This window comes from Pseudomonas sp. PDM01 (genome assembly GCF_014852325.1).
In the GTDB taxonomy this organism is placed as follows: Bacteria; Pseudomonadota; Gammaproteobacteria; order Pseudomonadales; family Pseudomonadaceae; genus Aquipseudomonas; species Aquipseudomonas migulae.
The window spans coordinates 164,450-180,737 of sequence record NZ_JACVBK010000012.1 but is presented as its reverse complement, the minus strand read 5'-3'; the positions used below and the strand labels follow the sequence as shown (position 1 = coordinate 180,737).

20 protein-coding genes are annotated in these 16,288 nt (G+C 59.7%); 4 read left to right on the top strand and 16 right to left on the bottom strand.

The features are described 5' to 3' along the window. Positions 1–56: 56 nt before the first annotated feature. From IB246_RS26645 to IB246_RS26630, 4 genes are all read right to left on the bottom strand, one after another. Positions 57–1,403 (bottom strand): glutamine synthetase family protein, encoded by a 1,347-nt coding sequence (locus IB246_RS26645; RefSeq protein ID WP_032828749.1) that lies wholly within the window; start codon positions 1,401–1,403, stop codon positions 57–59. 23 nt (positions 1,404–1,426) lie between these two features. Then, entirely contained in the window at positions 1,427–1,981 is a 555-nt protein-coding gene (locus tag IB246_RS26640) for a helix-turn-helix domain-containing protein (RefSeq protein ID WP_008044846.1), read from the bottom strand. Positions 1,982–2,007: 26 nt separating this feature from the next. After that, complete coding sequence (locus IB246_RS26635; protein ID WP_008044848.1) at positions 2,008–3,297, bottom strand: NAD(P)/FAD-dependent oxidoreductase; 1,290 nt, start codon at positions 3,295–3,297, stop codon at positions 2,008–2,010. 182 nt (positions 3,298–3,479) lie between these two features. Continuing rightward, positions 3,480–4,682 carry an NAD(P)/FAD-dependent oxidoreductase gene (locus tag IB246_RS26630; RefSeq protein WP_008044849.1) on the bottom strand — a complete coding sequence of 401 codons (1,203 nt, stop codon included), beginning with the start codon at positions 4,680–4,682 and terminating at the stop codon, positions 3,480–3,482. 266 nt (positions 4,683–4,948) lie between these two features. On the opposite strand from IB246_RS26630, the gene IB246_RS26625 reads away from it, so the two are divergent. Further along, entirely contained in the window at positions 4,949–5,506 is a 558-nt protein-coding gene (locus IB246_RS26625) for an RrF2 family transcriptional regulator (protein WP_008044851.1), read from the top strand. Between the two features lie 108 nt (positions 5,507–5,614). Here the strand turns inward: IB246_RS26625 and IB246_RS26620 are convergent, their stop codons facing one another. Together IB246_RS26620 and IB246_RS26615 are read right to left on the bottom strand one after the other, a co-directional pair. Further along, complete coding sequence (locus IB246_RS26620; RefSeq protein ID WP_008044852.1) at positions 5,615–5,950, bottom strand: hypothetical protein; 336 nt, start codon at positions 5,948–5,950, stop codon at positions 5,615–5,617. 70 nt (positions 5,951–6,020) lie between these two features. Then, positions 6,021–6,239 carry a hypothetical protein gene (locus IB246_RS26615; protein ID WP_008044853.1) on the bottom strand — a complete coding sequence of 73 codons (219 nt, stop codon included), beginning with the start codon at positions 6,237–6,239 and terminating at the stop codon, positions 6,021–6,023. A gap of 170 nt (positions 6,240–6,409) precedes the next feature. Here IB246_RS26615 and IB246_RS26610 point away from each other — a divergent pair, with 170 nt between their 5' ends. Both IB246_RS26610 and osmE read left to right on the top strand, forming a co-directional pair. Beyond that, positions 6,410–6,649 (top strand): hypothetical protein, encoded by a 240-nt coding sequence (locus tag IB246_RS26610; protein ID WP_008029106.1) that lies wholly within the window; start codon positions 6,410–6,412, stop codon positions 6,647–6,649. Between the two features lie 14 nt (positions 6,650–6,663). Further along, the gene (osmE, locus tag IB246_RS26605) at positions 6,664–7,023 is read left to right on the top strand and encodes an osmotically-inducible lipoprotein OsmE (RefSeq protein ID WP_008044854.1); all 360 of its coding nucleotides are present in this window, start codon (positions 6,664–6,666) and stop codon (positions 7,021–7,023) included. Positions 7,024–7,066: 43 nt separating this feature from the next. Here the strand turns inward: osmE and IB246_RS26600 are convergent, their stop codons facing one another. Further along, the gene (locus IB246_RS26600; RefSeq protein WP_008029102.1) at positions 7,067–7,270 is read right to left on the bottom strand and encodes a hypothetical protein; all 204 of its coding nucleotides are present in this window, start codon (positions 7,268–7,270) and stop codon (positions 7,067–7,069) included. 222 nt (positions 7,271–7,492) lie between these two features. Here IB246_RS26600 and IB246_RS26595 point away from each other — a divergent pair, with 222 nt between their 5' ends. Continuing rightward, positions 7,493–7,855, top strand: coding sequence for an NUDIX hydrolase (locus tag IB246_RS26595; RefSeq protein WP_032832890.1), 363 nt, complete (start codon positions 7,493–7,495; stop codon positions 7,853–7,855). A gap of 6 nt (positions 7,856–7,861) precedes the next feature. On the opposite strand, the gene IB246_RS26590 is transcribed toward IB246_RS26595, so the two are convergent. The 9 genes from IB246_RS26590 to IB246_RS26550 all read right to left on the bottom strand — a co-directional run bounded on the left by IB246_RS26590 (position 7,862) and on the right by IB246_RS26550 (position 16,279). Further along, on the bottom strand, positions 7,862–8,560 hold the full coding sequence (locus tag IB246_RS26590; RefSeq protein ID WP_008044856.1) for an alpha/beta hydrolase: 699 nt from the start codon (positions 8,558–8,560) through the stop codon (positions 7,862–7,864). A 39-nt stretch (positions 8,561–8,599) separates the two neighbouring features. Beyond that, positions 8,600–9,373 (bottom strand): 1,6-dihydroxycyclohexa-2,4-diene-1-carboxylate dehydrogenase, encoded by a 774-nt coding sequence (locus tag IB246_RS26585; protein WP_008044857.1) that lies wholly within the window; start codon positions 9,371–9,373, stop codon positions 8,600–8,602. A 152-nt stretch (positions 9,374–9,525) separates the two neighbouring features. After that, the gene (gene benC / locus IB246_RS26580; RefSeq protein WP_192230210.1) at positions 9,526–10,539 is read right to left on the bottom strand and encodes a benzoate 1,2-dioxygenase electron transfer component BenC; all 1,014 of its coding nucleotides are present in this window, start codon (positions 10,537–10,539) and stop codon (positions 9,526–9,528) included. A 10-nt stretch (positions 10,540–10,549) separates the two neighbouring features. Further along, positions 10,550–11,038 (bottom strand): benzoate 1,2-dioxygenase small subunit, encoded by a 489-nt coding sequence (gene benB / locus IB246_RS26575; protein ID WP_008044859.1) that lies wholly within the window; start codon positions 11,036–11,038, stop codon positions 10,550–10,552. Then, positions 11,038–12,399, bottom strand: coding sequence for a benzoate 1,2-dioxygenase large subunit (gene benA / locus IB246_RS26570; RefSeq protein WP_008044860.1), 1,362 nt, complete (start codon positions 12,397–12,399; stop codon positions 11,038–11,040). The genes benB and benA overlap by 1 nt, the downstream gene beginning before the upstream one ends. Before the next feature lie 273 nt (positions 12,400–12,672). Further along, complete coding sequence (locus IB246_RS26565) at positions 12,673–13,632, bottom strand: AraC family transcriptional regulator (protein WP_008044866.1); 960 nt, start codon at positions 13,630–13,632, stop codon at positions 12,673–12,675. A 213-nt stretch (positions 13,633–13,845) separates the two neighbouring features. Next, positions 13,846–14,775 carry a catechol 1,2-dioxygenase gene (gene catA, locus IB246_RS26560; RefSeq protein ID WP_008029084.1) on the bottom strand — a complete coding sequence of 310 codons (930 nt, stop codon included), beginning with the start codon at positions 14,773–14,775 and terminating at the stop codon, positions 13,846–13,848. A gap of 54 nt (positions 14,776–14,829) precedes the next feature. Further along, positions 14,830–15,120 carry a muconolactone Delta-isomerase gene (gene catC / locus IB246_RS26555; protein ID WP_008029082.1) on the bottom strand — a complete coding sequence of 97 codons (291 nt, stop codon included), beginning with the start codon at positions 15,118–15,120 and terminating at the stop codon, positions 14,830–14,832. A gap of 10 nt (positions 15,121–15,130) precedes the next feature. Further along, on the bottom strand, positions 15,131–16,279 hold the full coding sequence (locus IB246_RS26550; RefSeq protein ID WP_008029080.1) for a muconate cycloisomerase family protein: 1,149 nt from the start codon (positions 16,277–16,279) through the stop codon (positions 15,131–15,133). Positions 16,280–16,288 lie beyond the last annotated feature (9 nt).

Sequence of the window (16,288 nt, the reverse complement as noted above, 5' to 3'; positions counted from 1 at the left end):
TCCAAGTCCTTAAATATCCACACTTTTTTTAAGGTCGAGTGACGAAAAGCGGTCAACTACAAGTACCAGCGATATTCACGCGCATTGATGTCCTGCATAAATGCCAAATGGTCCTGACGCTTGTTTTCGCAGTAGACATTTACAAACTCCGCACCCAACCCTTCACGCAACTGCGCGTTGTGTTGCATGGATTGAACGGCCTCCAGCATCTCCAGCGGGAAGTTGATGCCACTGCTGCGATCTTCATTCAACGGTGCTATCGGTTGACGACCGGTTTCAAGTCCTTGTTCCAACCCCACCAGAATCGCCGCCAACACCAGATACGGGTTGGCATCGGCACCGGCGAGGCGATGTTCGATGCGCAGATTCCTCGCGTCCGACTCAGGAACCCGCAGGCAGGCGTCCCGATCTTCGAAGCCCCAACTGGCACGCGTCGCGACATTCACGGTGCCGCTCAAGCGACGCAGCGCATTGTGGTTTGGCGCGAAGATCGGCATGCAATGCGGCAACAGTTCAAGGCAACCAGCCACGGCATGGCGCAGCGGCTGTTGGTCATTGGCCGCTAAAAGGTTATTGCCCGCCTCGTCGTACAGGCTCACATGAACATGCATGCCGCTGCCGGGATGTTGCAAGTAAGGCTTGGCCATGAAACTGGCGCGGTAGTTGTGCTTGAGCGCCACGCCACGGGTGCTGCGGCAAAACAGCGCCGCCCAGTCGGCAGCCCGCAGACCGTCATCCAGGTGGCCGAAGTTGATCTCGAACTGACCCGGGCCCAGCTCGGCAGTAATCACCGTGGTGTCGATGCCTTGCGCCCGCGCCGTCTCGACCATTTCATCGAGCACCGGCGCAAACCGCGACAGCCGCTCGATGTGCATGTTCGGCTGATCGTCCGCATCGTCGGTCAGCGGATCACGCGCAAACTGCGGCAAGCCGTCACGCAACTGGCGATCGAACAGGTAGAACTCCAGTTCGAAAGCCACCACCGGGAAAATCCCTTTGCCAGCGAGGCGTTCCAGCACTTGCGCCAGCACTTCCCGTGGCTCGAAGACGATCGGTTTTTCAGTGCCGCTGGAGGTGATCAACATCTGCCCCAGCGGCTGTTTTTCCCAGTCGACGATTTTCAGCGTACCCGGCACCAACCGACGGGGCGCATCCGGGTCGCCGTCGTTGAAACAGTAGTCGCCGATTTTGAACAGCCCGCCTTGAGTGCCGAGCAATACACAATTCTGCGGCAGCTTGAGCGCGCTGCCGGCGGCGACCTTTTCGAGCATCTCGATCGGATAGCGCTTGCCGTAGAAATGCCCCGGGATGTCCAGGGAAATCAGGTCGACGTAGCGCACATCCGGAAAGCGCTGCCGAAATGCGCGCACTTCAGCAACCAGATCAGAGCAGACAGCATCCATCATGTTGTTCCTTGTTGTTTTTATCAGGTGTAAACCCAGAGCACCCGGGTGAGCTGATCGGTGAGATTGCCGTAGCGGCAATGGGTATGGCTGGCGAGCTGAAAGCTGTCCCCGGCCCCCAGAGTGACCGGTTGATTGTCATCCAGCCAAAGTGTCAGTTGCCCTTCGAGCACGTAACCGCCCTGCTCCGAGCTGTCATCCATGTGCCGGTCACCACTGCTGGCGCCGGGTTCGAGACGGCTTTCGAGCATCGAGAACGTGGCGCGCATTTTCGGCGAGACCAGAATGTCGGTGATGCCGTCGGCGTAATACAGCGTGCGGCGCTCGTCCGGCCGGGTCACCCACGGCAAGGCCATGGGTTTGGGCAGGCTGTAGAAATAGGTGGTCGGCACGCCGAGGGTTTCGCTGATCGCGGTCAAGTCCGCCACGGTCGGACGTGACAATCCACGCTCGACTTGCGAAAGAAAACCGACGGAACGACCGATCTTGTCCGCCAGTTCCTTGAGCGTGTATTTCTTGTGTTTGCGCAGGTCCTGAATCAGGATCGCCAGCGCCGAAATCTCTTCTTGCATGTCCATCTGAAAGCTTCCAGAAAATGTGCGTTTCAAAGGCTGTCGCGCAACCGATACCAGGCCTTGCCGATGGCTTCCAGGGGCGCGGCCATGTATTTGCCGCCGGGGAAGCTGCCGTTGACCAGGCCCTGATACAAGCCCAGCTCGTCTGCCTGACCGAGTATCGCGTCGGACACGGCGCGAGCCCCGGCCAGGGTCGGCAGCACACCGTGGCCCGAATAACCCTGCAGCCAATAGAGATCGCCGCGTCGGCCAATGTCAGGCGTGCGTTTAAGCGTAAGGTCGATATGCCCGCCCCAGGCGAATTCCAGGTCGACGCCCTGGAGCTGAGGAAATACCCGTTGCAGGAACGGCCGGGTCGCGGCAGCGATGTCCTTCGGCATGCCGCCCAGGTAGGTGCAACCGCCGCCGAACAGCAAGCGGTTATCCGGTGTACGACGGAAATAATCGAGAACGAACTGATTGTCGGTGACGCAGACATTGCTCGGCAGGAGCGCGGTCGCCTGTGCTTGCGAGAGCGGCGCGGTGGCCACCTGATAGGTGCCGACCGGCAACACACAACTTGATAGCTGCGGATCGAGCCGGTCCAGATAGGCGTTGCACGCCAGCACCAGCACATCGGCCCGGATGCGTCCGCGCTCAGTGGTGACCACGTACCGGCCACCCTCCTCGCGGTAATTCAGCGCCTTGCTTTGTTCATGAATACGACCACCGGCGCGCTCAATGGCCGCCGCCAGGCCAAGTGCCAGTTTCAACGGGTTCAGGTGTCCGCCTTCAGGATCAAACAGGCCCGCCTGGTAGCGCTCGCTGGCGACCCATTGCGGCAACTGCTCACGGGGAATGAATTGCAATCCATCGTGACCCCATTTGTGGCTCGCCTCGTGTTGCCACTCGGTCAGCAGGCTCACCCGGCGCGGCATCACCGATGTCCAGAGGTGGCCGGGCCGATAATCACAATCGAATTCATGCCGGTCGGGCAGCGCGCGCAGTTCCTGCGCAGCCCAGCGCATGCCGTCCCACAAGCGCCGTGCGCGCTCATAACCCAGCGCGGCCTCCAGCGGCGGCATATCGCATGACCAACCGAGAATGGCCTGGCCGCCATTACGCCCCGACGCTGCCCAAGCCACTCGACTGGCTTCCAGCAGCGTCACGCGCTTGCCCGCCAGGGCCAGTCGCAATGCCGTGTGCAAACCACTGAAGCCGGCGCCGATGATCAACACGTCGGTGTCGTGCTCGCCCTCCAACGCCGCACGTTCCACCAAGCGATCTGCGCAAGTGTGAGCGTAGTAACTGGCGACATGGCGGGTGGATTGCTGGAACATGCGAGCCTCATGAAATTTTATTATTTAAATTTCATGAAAAAATACACACGTTATTTCACGAACGCAAGAACCTGTAGGAGCGAGCCTGCTCGCGATGGTGTGTCAGTCAACCCAATGTGGCTGACACTCCATCGCGAGCAAGCTCGCTCCTACAGGGATTCAGGTGATTTCCGTTCAGCGACTCAAGCGATCGGGATCAGCGGATCTGCTGCGGCCCATGCGGTTGCACGATCAGCTGCCGGCGGGTAGATCCACACGGTGTTGATCTGCGTCTTCAGGTTCTTGCCTTCCTGTTTCACCAGTTTGACCTGACGGTCCCAGCCCTCGGTGTACACCGCGCCCCAGGCACCCAGGTCCAGGCAGGTGACGTATTTGGGTTGGCTGTACGGCGTCGGGTCCACGCCCAGGATCTGCGCGGCAACGTTATTGCCGGCGTGACGCCCCAATACGATGGCGTGTTGGCAGGTCATCAAGGCGTAGTTGCCGATGTCGTCGGACGCGGCATAAGCCACATCGCCGGTGGCAAAGATATCGTCCTGACCGATGACTTTCAGGTGGCTGTCCACGTGCAGGCGGCCCAGGTGATCGCGTTCGGCAGGGATCTGCTCGGTCAGCGAACTGGCGCGCACGCCGGTGGTCCAGACCACGGTTTTGGCCTCGATACGCTGGCCGTCGCTCAAAGTGACACCGTTGGCATCGACGGAAAGTACCGAAGCCTTCAAGTGCCATTTCACGCCGGTTTCAATACTGGCCTCTTCGATCGACCTGGCGATTTCAGCCCCCATCGCCCCGCCAATTTTCTCGCCGCGATCGACGATGATCACCTCGACGTCGGCCTGATCGCCCAAAATGGCACGCAGACGTGCGGTCATCTCGGTCGCCGTTTCAATCCCGGTGAAGCCGCCGCCGGCCACCACCACGGTGTTGCGGGCTTTGCTTTCCGGCAGGCTGGCCAGGGATTTCAGATGGTTTTCCAGGCGCACGGCCTCTTCGATCTGGTCGACATCGAACGCGTGTTCAGCCACGCCGGCGGTCGCCGGAATCGCCAGACGGCTGCCGGTAGCCAGAACGAGTTTGTCGTAGCTGCACACCTGTTTCGCACCCGAGGCGTCGACATAACCCACGCGTTTTTGCCCGACGTCGATGGTTTCTGCAGCGCCCTTGATGAACTTCACGCCCACCGCATCGAACAGCTCGCCAATCGGCGCGGCCAGTTGGTGCGCGTTCGGCTCATAGAACCGCGGACGCACGCGCAGCTCGGCCTGCGGGGCCAGGACGGTGACTTCTACGTCGTTATGACCATGAATGTCGAACAGGCGTGTGGCGCTCAAAGCCGTCCACATGCCACCGAAACCTGCGCCGATTACCAGAATGTGCTGTTTCATCTTTAACTCCGTGAGAAGGCCGATCAATGAATTCGTAGAGGTCGTGCGCTTGCCAGTGCCGACCGAACAACTACGACTGTATTGATCCTAGTTAATTAACGCAATCGGTTTTTTCTGATGGTTGCCATCGAAAGGTTCGATGGCTCGACCGAGAGAGCCTTTACCCACGCACAAGGGGTAATGCACAGAGAGATGCGCCGACGGGATTCGTTGCCTGCCTAACCTTCAGCTGCTAACATTTGCGACAAGATTAGTCGGAGATCCAAATGTCTCTTTACAGTGCTGGCGTTGAGTACGGCATTCATTGCCTGATTTTCCTGGTGGGCAATTGCGGCGACACCCGTGAGGCAAGCGTGCGTGACCTCGCAGAGCTGCAAGGCGTGCCACTGGACTATCTGGCGAAAATTTTCACCAAACTGGCCAAGGCAAAACTGGTGGTCGCCACTGAAGGCGTGCGCGGCGGGTTCAAACTGGCCCGGCCCTCCGACGAAATCAGCGTGCTCGATATCGTCAATGCCATCGACGGCCAAAAGCTGATTTTCGATTGCCGGGAAATTCGCGGGCGTTGCGCCCTGTTCGAAGGTTCCGCCCCGGATTGGGCGGTGTCAGGCCATTGCTCGGTCCATGCGGTCATGATGACGGCGCAGAAACGCATGGAAGAGGCCCTCGCCCAGCAGACCATCCTGGATCTCGCCAGGAAAGTCGGACGAAAGGCGCCCTCGGAGTTCAGTGCTCAGGTTGATACCTGGATGAGTGATCGCCGGGACAAGAAAAGCGCTGCCCCGGCCGCTGACGAGCAGACCATTGTGGTTACCAACATTTGACGCCTTCGCCGGCAAGCCGGCTCCTACAAAGGCACCGTAATCCCCTGTAGGAGCCGGCTTGCCGGCGATGGCTATCTATCAAACACCGCTATAACTCGCGGCCAAGTCCTACAAACAGTCCCGAACCGCCTGACGCAGTGCGCCTGACTTGGCCCATGGCGGCCCTTGATACAGCGAAACCCGGCTGCCGTCTTTCGATTTCACGATATCCAGAATTTCGTCGGCCGTGATGATGCTCGGCGCCTTGATCCGGTAGCCATTGGAAATCGGCGTTTGAGTCGTATTGGAAATCTCTTTCTGCCACGCCGGCAATACGCAGGCGGCATACTCTTTCGGCGCCTTCTCACTGTATTTGCTGACATTCGGCTCACCCGGCACCAGCGACGCAGGCAAGGAGCACCCCGCCAGTAACGCCACCACGACTCCCGCAATCAACGTCCGCATGACGCCCCCCTATTCAAAAAAAAGGAAATGTAGCGCGTCGTCTTGCAGACATCCATTCATTGAGCCTTTCTCAGCGTTTTTCGGTGCTCTGGCCGGGATGCGCAGCGGGCCGCTCGTTCAGGAAAGTCATCCATCGTTCATACGCTTCGTGCTGCCATTGAGTGACCCGCTCCCACTCCGGGCCGCTGAGTTGATGAGCAGAAATCAGCTTCATCATCTCCGTGGTCGCCGCGTCCAGATCGACCATCAGCTCATGCGCGTGAACCCTGAAGTCATCGGTCGTCGTCATTTGAAATTGCCTCGCCCCGGCGGAAATTCGCCACTTCAATACGACAGCAAATCTTTTCGCTGGCGTGCATCTTCCCGACCAAAGGCAGCATTGGCAGTTCGGACGAACAAAACGCCCTGTCGAGGGAAATGGGACTAAAATTTCGTAGCAGAGGTTTTCTGGAGATCGTCATGTGGCTCAACGAATCTGAAAACGAACTTCGACGTGACCTGCAAAGCGTTGCATCGGACCTGAGATGGTCGGCGGTGGAGCTTCTACGCTTGGCAGATCAGTTAAAGCTGTCTGGCAATGATGTCGATGCGCAGGCGGTGCTGAGGCTGTGCGACCTGTTTCAGGGCGACGAACAGCGATTGGCAGGCTATGCCGAAGAAGTGAAAGCCAAGGCCATCAGTCGCAACAAAGCTCACTGAACAGGAGCGCGGCCATGAACAAGCCTTTATTCGCGCTGGTTGTCGTACTGGCAGCGCTGGCGGGCTGCAGCACTGAATCACGCCTCTATGGCGACCTCCCGTTGGTCGCCAAAGTCGAGACTGGCATGAGCAAGGATCAGGTCGAGCAAATCGGCGGGCCGCCTCACACCATCACCGAACGCACGGCGGTGCCTGGCACTTGCTATGACTACAAGCTGACGAAAGCCGGCCATCAACAAGCGTACAACGTCAGTTTCGATAACCGGGGCAAGGTCGACCACACGAGCTTCATCACCTGTGCGGAATGGAGCCGCCTGCAAACAAAAGCCAGGGAGTCTTCCCATAGCACCGGCGGCGGTGGCGGCGGTTACTGAGCCAAAATGAAAAGCCCCGGAAAAAACCGGGGCTAGAAGCGTTTTACTTGACCGTCGTCTGGTTGCTCGCCGGCCTTTTGGCCCGGGATTTGTAACCGGGAAGTGCCGCGGCAAAGGCCAGTGCCTCTTCCCGGCTGGCAAAAGCGCCCAGTTGGTCACCTTGGGTGCACACCCGCCATGGGCCATTGCTCACGCTAAGTACGTCATAACCGTTCATGTGCATCTTATTCAGCATCGGAACGCTCATAAGTCACCTCCATTTTCGGTACTGATGTCCAGGATTGACCTGCCTACCTTACACCCGCCCTTTGCCGAGGTGCCGACCAGACGTCGCGACAGGATTCCGCCATTCGGTTGCACTTTCAGCCCCTGTGAGACCTCTAACCAGCCAAGAGGCCCGTGCAGCCTTGGGCGGCCTGAATATTGCATTTTTATTACTGATTTATGACAGCAAGCACTCAGGTAACACATGAAAGTACGCGCAACCGTCATTTGTGAGCAGGACCGGCACGTTCTCCTTGTGCGCAAGCCAAGGTGTCGCTGGACGTTGCCCGGCGGAAAGGTCGAGCCCGGAGAAACTGCGGCAGGCGCCGCCATGCGTGAACTTCAGGAAGAGACCGGGCTTGGGGTCGACGACATGCTGTACCTGATGCAACTGGAAACGGGCGGCACCCGACACCACGTTTACGAGGCGTCGGTGCTCAACTCGTCCAAGGCCCGACCGCAAAATGAAATCTTCGACTGCCTGTGGTATCCGCTGGACGCCGTGCAGAACCTGAAAACCAGCGACGCCACGCTGCGAATCGTCAGAGCGTTTCAGCGTCGCCTGTAAGGTGGGTCAGGCCTTGGCCACTGCCGTTGCCGCCTTGTCGATAAACGCCGCCACTTCGACCGGCATTGAGGCAAGGGACGCGTGGCTGGCGTGCAACGTCAGGATCTCTTTGGCGTTCAACCGCCCCGCCATCCACTGCTGGTTTTGCGGCGCGATCATCCGGTCGTCGGTCGACACCTGATACCACGACGGTTTGCTCTTCCACGCCACCGTAGTGATCGCATCGCCAAACGTGCCGGCCAAGGGGGCTTTTTGGGTGATGCCCATGACCAGTCCTTCGGCTGCGGGCAGGTCCTGGCAGAAGCTTTCGTGGTAACGCTCCGGTCTGACCCACAAATAACCATCACTGTCGGGCGCCAGGTTCGCTGCGGCAACGGGCGGATGCCGTTGAGTGATGGCGCCGGGACTTTCACCCGCATCCGGCGCGAACGCGGCGATGTACACCAGACCCACGACATTCGCTTGATCGCCGGCCTCGGTGATGACCGCGCCGCCATAGGAATGCCCCACCAACAACACCGGCCCCGCCACTTGCGCGACCATTTTGCGCGTGCGCTCGGCATCATCGGCCAACGACGTGAGCGGCATCTCGACCGCGCGGATGCGGGTGTAGCCCTTGTTCAACAGTTCGGCGATAACCTTGTTCCAGTGGGCGGCACCGCCCCAAAAACCATGGACCAGCACGATCGTGGGTTTTTCACTCATCACGTTGACTCCGTTTGATGGGGTTGTTGGCGAACGCTGTCAGCCCTGGTCGCCGCCGCCCACCGGCATGATCATGCCGGTGATATAGGACGCTTCGTCGCTGGCCAGAAACAGAATAGCGCCTGCCTGCTCATCCAGCGTGCCATAGCGTTTCATCAAACTGCTGTCGAGCGTCTGATCGACGATCTGCTGGTACCACACTTTTTCTTCGGCGCTCTGTTCGGCGCTGTTGCGCGGAATCACCCGCGGCGGCGCTTCAGTGCCACCGGGCGCCGTGGCATTGACCCGCACGCCACGACCGGCGGTTTCGAACGCCAGGCACGCGGTCAGCGCATTCACCCCGCCCTTCGCCGCACCGTACGGCACACGGTTGACGCTGCGCGTGGCGATGGACGAGACGTTGACGATTGCGCCGCTGCCCTGCTCCAGCATGAACGGCAGCGCGGCATGGCAGCACCATAACGTCGGGAACAGCGAGCGGCGGACTTCGGCCTCGATCTGGTCGGCTTCGTAGTGTTCGAACGGTTTGGCCCAGATCGTCCCGCCGACATTGTTGATGAGGATGTCGAGACGACCGAAGCGCTCGACGGCAGTTTGCATCACACGGTTGCATTCGCCGTATTGCTCAAGATCGGCAGTCAGCGCGAGCACTTGGCTGTCCTTCCCCAATTGCTGCTGCACTTCAAACACCAGCTCGGAGCGGTCAACCAGAATCAAGCGCGCCCCTTCCGCCGCCATGCGTTCGGCAACACGCCGACCGATGCCTTGGGCGGCACCGGTGATCAACGCGACTTTTTCGTGAAATCTGTTCATACCTACCTCGAATCGAAAATCGCTCTCGACCTGTAGGAGCTGGCTTGCCAGCGATGGACGCACAGGCACCGCATTAATCCTGTAAAAACGCGTTATCGTTAACGTCCATCGCTGGCAAGCCAGCTCCTACAGGGGGACGTGGTCACACAGGGTTATGCCGCGCTGGCAGCGAATTTTTCGTAGTAGAAATTCACCGGCGCAATGCCTTGCTCGCGAATGTACTGGCTGACTGCCTCGACCATCGGCGGCGGGCCGCACAGGTAGACATCGACGTCGCCCTCGTTCAAGTGTTTGGGCTCGATGTGCTGGGTCACGTAGCCTTTGAGCGGGTGCTGGCTATCAGGGCTGGCCACGCAGGCGCTGAAGCTGAAATTCGGGATTCGCGCGGCGAAGGCTTCCAGCCGATCCATTTCCACCAGGTCGAAATCGTTGGTCACGCCGTAGATCAAATGCAGCGGATGTTCACTGCCCTGCTCGGCGATTTTTTCCAGCATCGCGGTGAATGGCGCAAGCCCCGTACCACCGGCCAGCAGCAACAACGGCCGACGGATGTCGCGCAGATAAAAACTGCCCAGCGGCCCGGCCAGGCTCATGCTGTCGCCGGCCTTGGCCATGCCGGTGAGGAAGCTGCTCATCAAACCGCCAGGCACATTGCGAATCAGGAAACTGACCTCGCCGTCGCGCTGCAACGAGCTGAACGAATAAGCGCGGGTCTGCTCGCTGCCGGGAACCCCGAGGTTCACGTACTGCCCCGGCAGGAACGCCAGTTTGCTCAGTGCATCGCCCTTGATCGACAACGCGATGGTGCTGTCGGACAGCTGGCGCACGGCGCTGATAGTCGCTTCAAAACTGGCCTGCTGGGTGCGGCAGACTTCCGAGGAGGCCGGCACCCGCACCACGCAATCGCTCTGGGCGCGCATCTGGCAGGTCAGGACAAAACCCTGTTCGGCTTCCTCCGCCGTGAGCGCGTCCTCGATGTATTCCTCGCCCAGGTCGTAACTGCCAACCTCGGCGAAACACTTGCACGTGCCACAGGCGCCGTCGCGGCAATCCAGCGGAATGTTGATGCCTTGGCGGTACGCGGCGTCGGCCACGGTTTCGCCGGCATTGGCGTCGATGAAACGGGTGACGCCGTCTTCAAAATTGAATGCGATGGAATGAGTCATGACGGCCGCCTCACAGGTGGTAAACATCGATGACCTGGCGAACGTAGTCGTTCTTCAGGATCACTTTCTTGGCCTTGATCAGCGGGTTTTCACCGCGCATATCGAGGGTGTAGAAACTGCTGCCGAAATAGCTGTCGACGGTCTTGTAGCGAAAGCTCAAGGTGTGCCAGTTGAAGCGCACCTTGCACAGGCCGTCCGCCTGTTCCAGCAGCTCGATGTTGCTGATGTTGTGCGAGGTGCGGGTGTCCGGCACGGTGGCGCTGGAACGCTCGGTCTTGATACGGAAGATGCGGTCTTCCAGACCCGTGCGGTTGCCGTACCAGATCAGCGAGATTTCCCGTTGCGGGTCTTCGGTCAGTTCGTCGTTGTCGTCCCAGGACGGCATCCAGAACGTCGCATCCGTGGCGTACAACTCCAGCCATTCGTCCCATAGCCGATCATCGAGGTAACGCGCTTCGCGGTAGAGGAAGTCGCGCACGGTTTCATAGGTGATGGTCATTACACGGTCTCCACGGCAATCAGCTTCGATTGCTCGGCAGCCAGGGCCTTGAGCATGGTTTGCTGCCAATACTTGTGCTGCAACACGAACAGGCCTTCGTCCTCGGTGCGCACACCGCTGAGCAACGGATGCAGGTCAATTTCCTTCGCCGCGTCATCGGCGCCTTCGACCCAGTGCTCGGCGCCACGGGACATGTCGTTCCAGGCGGTCACGCTGCCCTGGTAACCGGTCTGGCAGGAGCGAAACTCTTCCAGATCGTCCGGGGTGGCCATGCCGCTGACGTTGAAGAAATCCTCGTACTGACGAATCCGGCTCGAACGGGCGTGATCGCTTTCGCCTTTGGGGGCGATGCAGTAAATGGTGATTTCCGTGCGGTTGACCGAGATCGGCCGGGCGATGCGGATCTGCGAGCTGAACTGGTCCATCAGGTACACGTTCGGGTACAGGCACAGGTTGCGCGAGTTTTCGATCATCCAGTCGGCGCGGGCCTTGCCGAAGTCCTTGGCCAGCTCATCGCGACGTTCGTACAGCGGACGGTCCTCCGGGTTGGCCCAACGGGTCCAGAGCAGCATGTGGCCTTTGTCGAACGAGTAGAAACCACCGCCCTGCTTGGCCCAGCTGCCGGCGCTCATGGTCGGGTTGGTGTCGCCGGCCTCGCGCTGTTTGCGCTGGTTCTGGGTGGCGGCATAGTTCCAGTGCACCGAGCTGACGTGGTAACCGTCGGCGCCGTTTTCGGCGGTGAGTTTCCAGTTGCCTTCGTAGATGTAGCTGGACGAACCGCGCAGCACTTCCAGGCCGTCGGCGGACTGGTCGACGATCATGTCGATGATCTTCGCCGACTCGCCCAAATGCTCAACCAGCGGCACCACATCAGCCTTGAGGCTGCCGAACAGGAAGCCGCGATAGGATTCGAAACGGGCGACTTTGGTCAGGTCGTGGGAGCCTTCGCAGTTGAAGCTCGACGGGTAGCCGGCCGCTGCCGGGTCTTTGACCTTCAGCAGTTTGCCGGAGTTGTTGAAGGTCCAGCCATGGAACGGGCAGGTGTACGAGCTTTTGTTGCCGGACTTGTGTCGGCAAAGCATCGCGCCACGGTGACTGCAGGCGTTGATGAAGGCATTGAGCTCACCGTCCTTGTTGCGCGCGATGAAGATCGACTGGCGCCCCATGGTGGTGGTGTAGAAATCGTTTTTGTTGGGGATCTGGCTTTCGTGCGCCAGGTACAGCCAGTTGCCTTCGAAGATGTGTTCCATCTCAAGGTCGAACAGCCGTGGGTCGGTGAACATCTCGCGCTTGCAGCGGTAGATGCCTTGTTCTGGATCGTCCTCAAGCAGGGATTGAAGATATTCGGGTCGCAGGGTCATGGCCGCCGCCTCCATTGTTATTGTTCAGGCAAGGCTCATGCTAGGACGGGGCAATGGGGTGGACTATCCGCTGGGTGCAGACCTTTATCCGTTTAGTGCAAAGACCGATGTAGGAGCCGGCTTGCCGGCGATCGACGCAACGCGGTGTGCCAGACACACCACCATTCTGTAGGAGCCGGCTTGCTGGCGATTCAGGCGATGCGGCGTGTCAGATAGACCGCGTCGTTTGAATCGCCAGCAAGCCGGCTCCTACAGTTCGTGGTGTACCTGCGATCACTCGCGGCGTTTGAGGGTGTCCGACGGTAACTCGCCGAACTGTTTGCGGTAGTTGTCGGAGAATCGCCCCAAATGCAAAAACCCATAATCCATCGCCACTTCCGTAACGTTACGCACATTACAGGTCGGGTCGCTCAAACAGGCATTGATACGCTCCAGACGTTTCTGCCGGATGTAGTTTTTCGGCGTGGTGCCGGCGTTGCGCTCGAACAAGCCATACAGTGAACGCAGGCTCATCCGTGCCTGACGCGCCAGTTCTTCACTGTCGATGTCCTGCTTGAGGTGGCGTGCAATGTAGTCGGCAATCACCTCGAACGTGGCCGTCTGTGAGCCGAGGTTGATGCGGCTGACGTTGGTCTGCATCAGGCTGAGCATCTTGCTGACGATAATCTGTGCGTAATGCTCCTGCACCTTGGGAATCTGCTCGGTGGCCTCGGCCTCCTGGCAAATCATCGCCAGCAGACCGACAAACCCTTCCAGTTCATTGAGCTGGTAACGGTTCTCCAGAAACCGCACGCCCTGCCCCGGATAGCGCCAGCGCTGCTCGTCGCACACGGACTCAAGCAACGTCGTGGGAACTTTGAGGATGAATTTTTCGCAATCGTCAGAGTACGTCAGGTCCACCGGATCGTCGGGATTGATCAGCAGCAACTCGCCGGGCGCGAAGTAATGTTCCTGACCGTGCCCGCGCCACAGGCAGTTGCCACGCAGCAACACTTGCAGGTGATAGATGCTTTCCAGTGCGCCCGAGGTGACCCGCACGCTGCCGCCATAGCTGATGCGGCACAGGTCGAGGCTGGCAAACTTGCGATGATTGAGACTGGCCAGGGGTTGCCCGGCGCGCGGCATCAGGATGCAATGATTACCGACATGCTGATTGACATAGCCCGACACCGCGTACGGGTCGGCATGGTCGAATACGGAGCTGCGCTGACTCAACAGTTGCGCTTGCATCATCGGGTCACTCTCGTTGTTTTTATGGGGTGCGACGGGTCATTCTAAGGCAGTGCTTGCGGCGGTGTGTCAGTTGATCGACATGTGGAATGTCCGGGCCCCTTCGCGAGCAAGCCCGCCCCCACATTTTGGCCGTAGTCCCACTGAAGAAACACGGTCGAATGTGGGAGCGAGCCTGCTCGCGAAAGCGGTGTGTCAGTCATCGCCAAGCTGGAATCAGTCCTCCAGCGCGCGAACCCGCTCGTGACGCTGCTGCTCTTGCGGCTGGGCGGACGACTGCAAGGTGAAATCGAATTCGATCTCGGCAAAACGACCGCTGACGCCATGCGCCGCTGCGCGTTGTTGATCATCGCTAAAGGTGATTTTCGCGATCAGCTCGTCACGGGTGGCATAGGCAAAATCGTCGTGCAGGTATTGATCGCCGTCGAGGTTGATCTGGGTGGTCAGGTGACGATGATCCGGCGCCGAGATGAAGAAGTGCACGTGCGCCGGACGCTGGCCGTGACGGCCCAGTTGATCGAGCAGTTGCTGAGTCGGACCGTCCGGCGGGCAGCCGTAACCCGACGGCACGATGCTGCGGAAGCGGTAGCGACCTTCGGCGTCGGTGACGATGCGCCGACGCAGGTTGAATTCGGATTGCGTGGTATCGAAGTACGAATAAGTGCCGCCGGTATTGGCGTGCCAGACATCCACAATCGCACCGGCCAACGGTTCGCCGGCGGTGTTGAACACACGGCCCTGCATGAACAGCGTCACACCCGGATCGACGCCATCATCCAGACGCGCTTCACCTTGGGACAACGGTGCACCGGCCACGTACAGCGGGCCTTCGATGGTGCGCGGCGTGCCGCCAGCCTTGCCGGCCTGTTCGTCTTCGGCGTCCATCAGCAGGTCGAGGTAGTGTTCCAGGCCCAACCCGGCCACCACCAGTCCAGCCTCCTGGCGCGCACCCAGCACGTTGAGGTAGTTGACGGCTTTCCAGAACTCTTCCGGGGTCACGGCGAGGTCTTCGATGATGTTCACCGAATCACGCAGGATGCGGTAGATCAGCGCTTTGGTGCGCGGATTGCCGGCATCGTTGTGCAGGCCGCTGGCCTCTTCGAGAAACTTCTGGGCTTTGGCAGTGTGGGAAATTTTTACGTTCATTTTATGGGTTCCTCATCTTGTAATTATTAGCGTGGCGAACTGAACAGGCCAGGTTCAGCGGTCATCCTCGCGGATGGAAGAAGGATGCCGGCACATCGCGGTGACTTCGATCGCCATGTACGGGTACAGCGGCAATTGCATGAGCAAGTCGTGCAGCTCTTGAACGCTGTCGACATCGAACACGCTGTAATTGGCATAGAGCCCGGCAATGCGCCACAGGTGACGCCACTTGCCTTGATCCTGCAGACGCTGGGCCAGGGCTTTTTCGTCGGCCTTGAGCTGCGCGGCGCGTTCGGGGTTCATGTCGACCGGTAAATTCACGGTCATCTTTACGTGGAACAGCATAATGCTCTCCTCAGGCTTGATGAATGGCAGTGGATGTCTTGTCGCGACGGAAAAACGCCAGGCGTTCTTCATCGAGGTTCAGGCCCAGCCCAGGGGTTTTCGGCACGTGCAGCTCGAAATCGCGATAGACCAGCGGCTCGCTGAGAATGTCTTCGGTCAACAGCAGCGGGCCGAACAGCTCGGTGTCCCACGCCAGTTTGTTCAACGTGACGAAGGCATGGGCCGACGCCATGGTGCCCAGACCACCTTCAAGCATGGTGCCGCCGTACAGGCCGATGCCCGCCGCTTCGGCAATCGCGGCGGTCCGCAGCACGGCGCGTGGGCCGCCGTTCTTGGCGATCTTCAGGGCGAACACCGAAGCCGCACCTTCACGGGCAAGGTTGAACGCATCTTCCACACACTCGATGGATTCATCGGCCATGATCGGCGCCGGGCTGATGGCGTTCAGGCGCGCCATGCCCGAGCGGTTATTGCGCGAGATCGGCTGCTCGATCAGGTCGATGCCGTTGCTGCCGAGAATCCGGCAGGCGCGCAACGCGACGGCCTCATCCCAGGCCTGATTGACATCGACCCGCACGCTGGCGCGATCGCCAAGGGCTTTCTTGATCGCGATGACGTGGGCCAGATCGCGATTGACTTCGCCGGCACCGATTTTCAGTTTGAAGATGCGATGGCGGCGCAGGTCGAGCATTTTTTCCGCTTCGGCGATGTCCTTGTCGGTGTCGCCGCTGGCCAAGGTCCAGGCCACTGGCAGCGCATCCCGAACGCGGCCGCCCAGCAGTTCGCTGACCGGCAGGCCTAGGCGTTTGCCCTGGGCATCAAGCAACGCGGTTTCGATACCTGACTTGGCGAAGGTGTTGCCACGGATGCTGCGCTCCAGGCGCAACATCGCAGCGTTGACGTTGGCGCTGTCCTGACCCAGCAGCAGCGGCGCGAAGTGCCGGTCGATGTTGGTCTTGATGCTGTCCGGGCTTTCATTGCCATACGCCAGGCCACCGATGGTGGTGGATTCGCCAATGCCTTCAATGCCATCGGCGCAGCGCACGCGAATGATCACCAGCGTCTGGTTCTGCATGGTGTGCATCGCCAGCTTGTGCGGGCGGATGGTCGGCAGATCGACGATGATCGTCTCGATCGATTCAATGGCAGTTGCAAGCATGTCGATACC

Bases quoted from the DNA above. Each gene is read 5' to 3' on its own strand.
- IB246_RS26645 (WP_032828749.1), bottom strand. From the start codon at position 1,403: ATGGATGCTGTCTGCTCTGATCTGGTTGCTGAAGTGCGCGCATTTCGG.
- IB246_RS26640 (WP_008044846.1), bottom strand. From the start codon at position 1,981: ATGGACATGCAAGAAGAGATTTCGGCGCTGGCGATCCTGATTCAGGAC.
- IB246_RS26635 (WP_008044848.1), bottom strand. From the start codon at position 3,297: ATGTTCCAGCAATCCACCCGCCATGTCGCCAGTTACTACGCTCACACT.
- IB246_RS26630 (WP_008044849.1), bottom strand. From the start codon at position 4,682: ATGAAACAGCACATTCTGGTAATCGGCGCAGGTTTCGGTGGCATGTGG.
- IB246_RS26625 (WP_008044851.1), top strand. From the start codon at position 4,949: ATGTCTCTTTACAGTGCTGGCGTTGAGTACGGCATTCATTGCCTGATT.
- IB246_RS26620 (WP_008044852.1), bottom strand. From the start codon at position 5,950: ATGCGGACGTTGATTGCGGGAGTCGTGGTGGCGTTACTGGCGGGGTGC.
- IB246_RS26615 (WP_008044853.1), bottom strand. From the start codon at position 6,239: ATGACGACGACCGATGACTTCAGGGTTCACGCGCATGAGCTGATGGTC.
- IB246_RS26610 (WP_008029106.1), top strand. From the start codon at position 6,410: ATGTGGCTCAACGAATCTGAAAACGAACTTCGACGTGACCTGCAAAGC.
- osmE (WP_008044854.1), top strand. From the start codon at position 6,664: ATGAACAAGCCTTTATTCGCGCTGGTTGTCGTACTGGCAGCGCTGGCG.
- IB246_RS26600 (WP_008029102.1), bottom strand. From the start codon at position 7,270: ATGAGCGTTCCGATGCTGAATAAGATGCACATGAACGGTTATGACGTA.
- IB246_RS26595 (WP_032832890.1), top strand. From the start codon at position 7,493: ATGAAAGTACGCGCAACCGTCATTTGTGAGCAGGACCGGCACGTTCTC.
- IB246_RS26590 (WP_008044856.1), bottom strand. From the start codon at position 8,560: ATGAGTGAAAAACCCACGATCGTGCTGGTCCATGGTTTTTGGGGCGGT.
- IB246_RS26585 (WP_008044857.1), bottom strand. From the start codon at position 9,373: ATGAACAGATTTCACGAAAAAGTCGCGTTGATCACCGGTGCCGCCCAA.
- benC (WP_192230210.1), bottom strand. From the start codon at position 10,539: ATGACTCATTCCATCGCATTCAATTTTGAAGACGGCGTCACCCGTTTC.
- benB (WP_008044859.1), bottom strand. From the start codon at position 11,038: ATGACCATCACCTATGAAACCGTGCGCGACTTCCTCTACCGCGAAGCG.
- benA (WP_008044860.1), bottom strand. From the start codon at position 12,399: ATGACCCTGCGACCCGAATATCTTCAATCCCTGCTTGAGGACGATCCA.
- IB246_RS26565 (WP_008044866.1), bottom strand. From the start codon at position 13,632: ATGATGCAAGCGCAACTGTTGAGTCAGCGCAGCTCCGTATTCGACCAT.
- catA (WP_008029084.1), bottom strand. From the start codon at position 14,775: ATGAACGTAAAAATTTCCCACACTGCCAAAGCCCAGAAGTTTCTCGAA.
- catC (WP_008029082.1), bottom strand. From the start codon at position 15,120: ATGCTGTTCCACGTAAAGATGACCGTGAATTTACCGGTCGACATGAAC.
- IB246_RS26550 (WP_008029080.1), bottom strand. From the start codon at position 16,279: ATGCTTGCAACTGCCATTGAATCGATCGAGACGATCATCGTCGATCTG.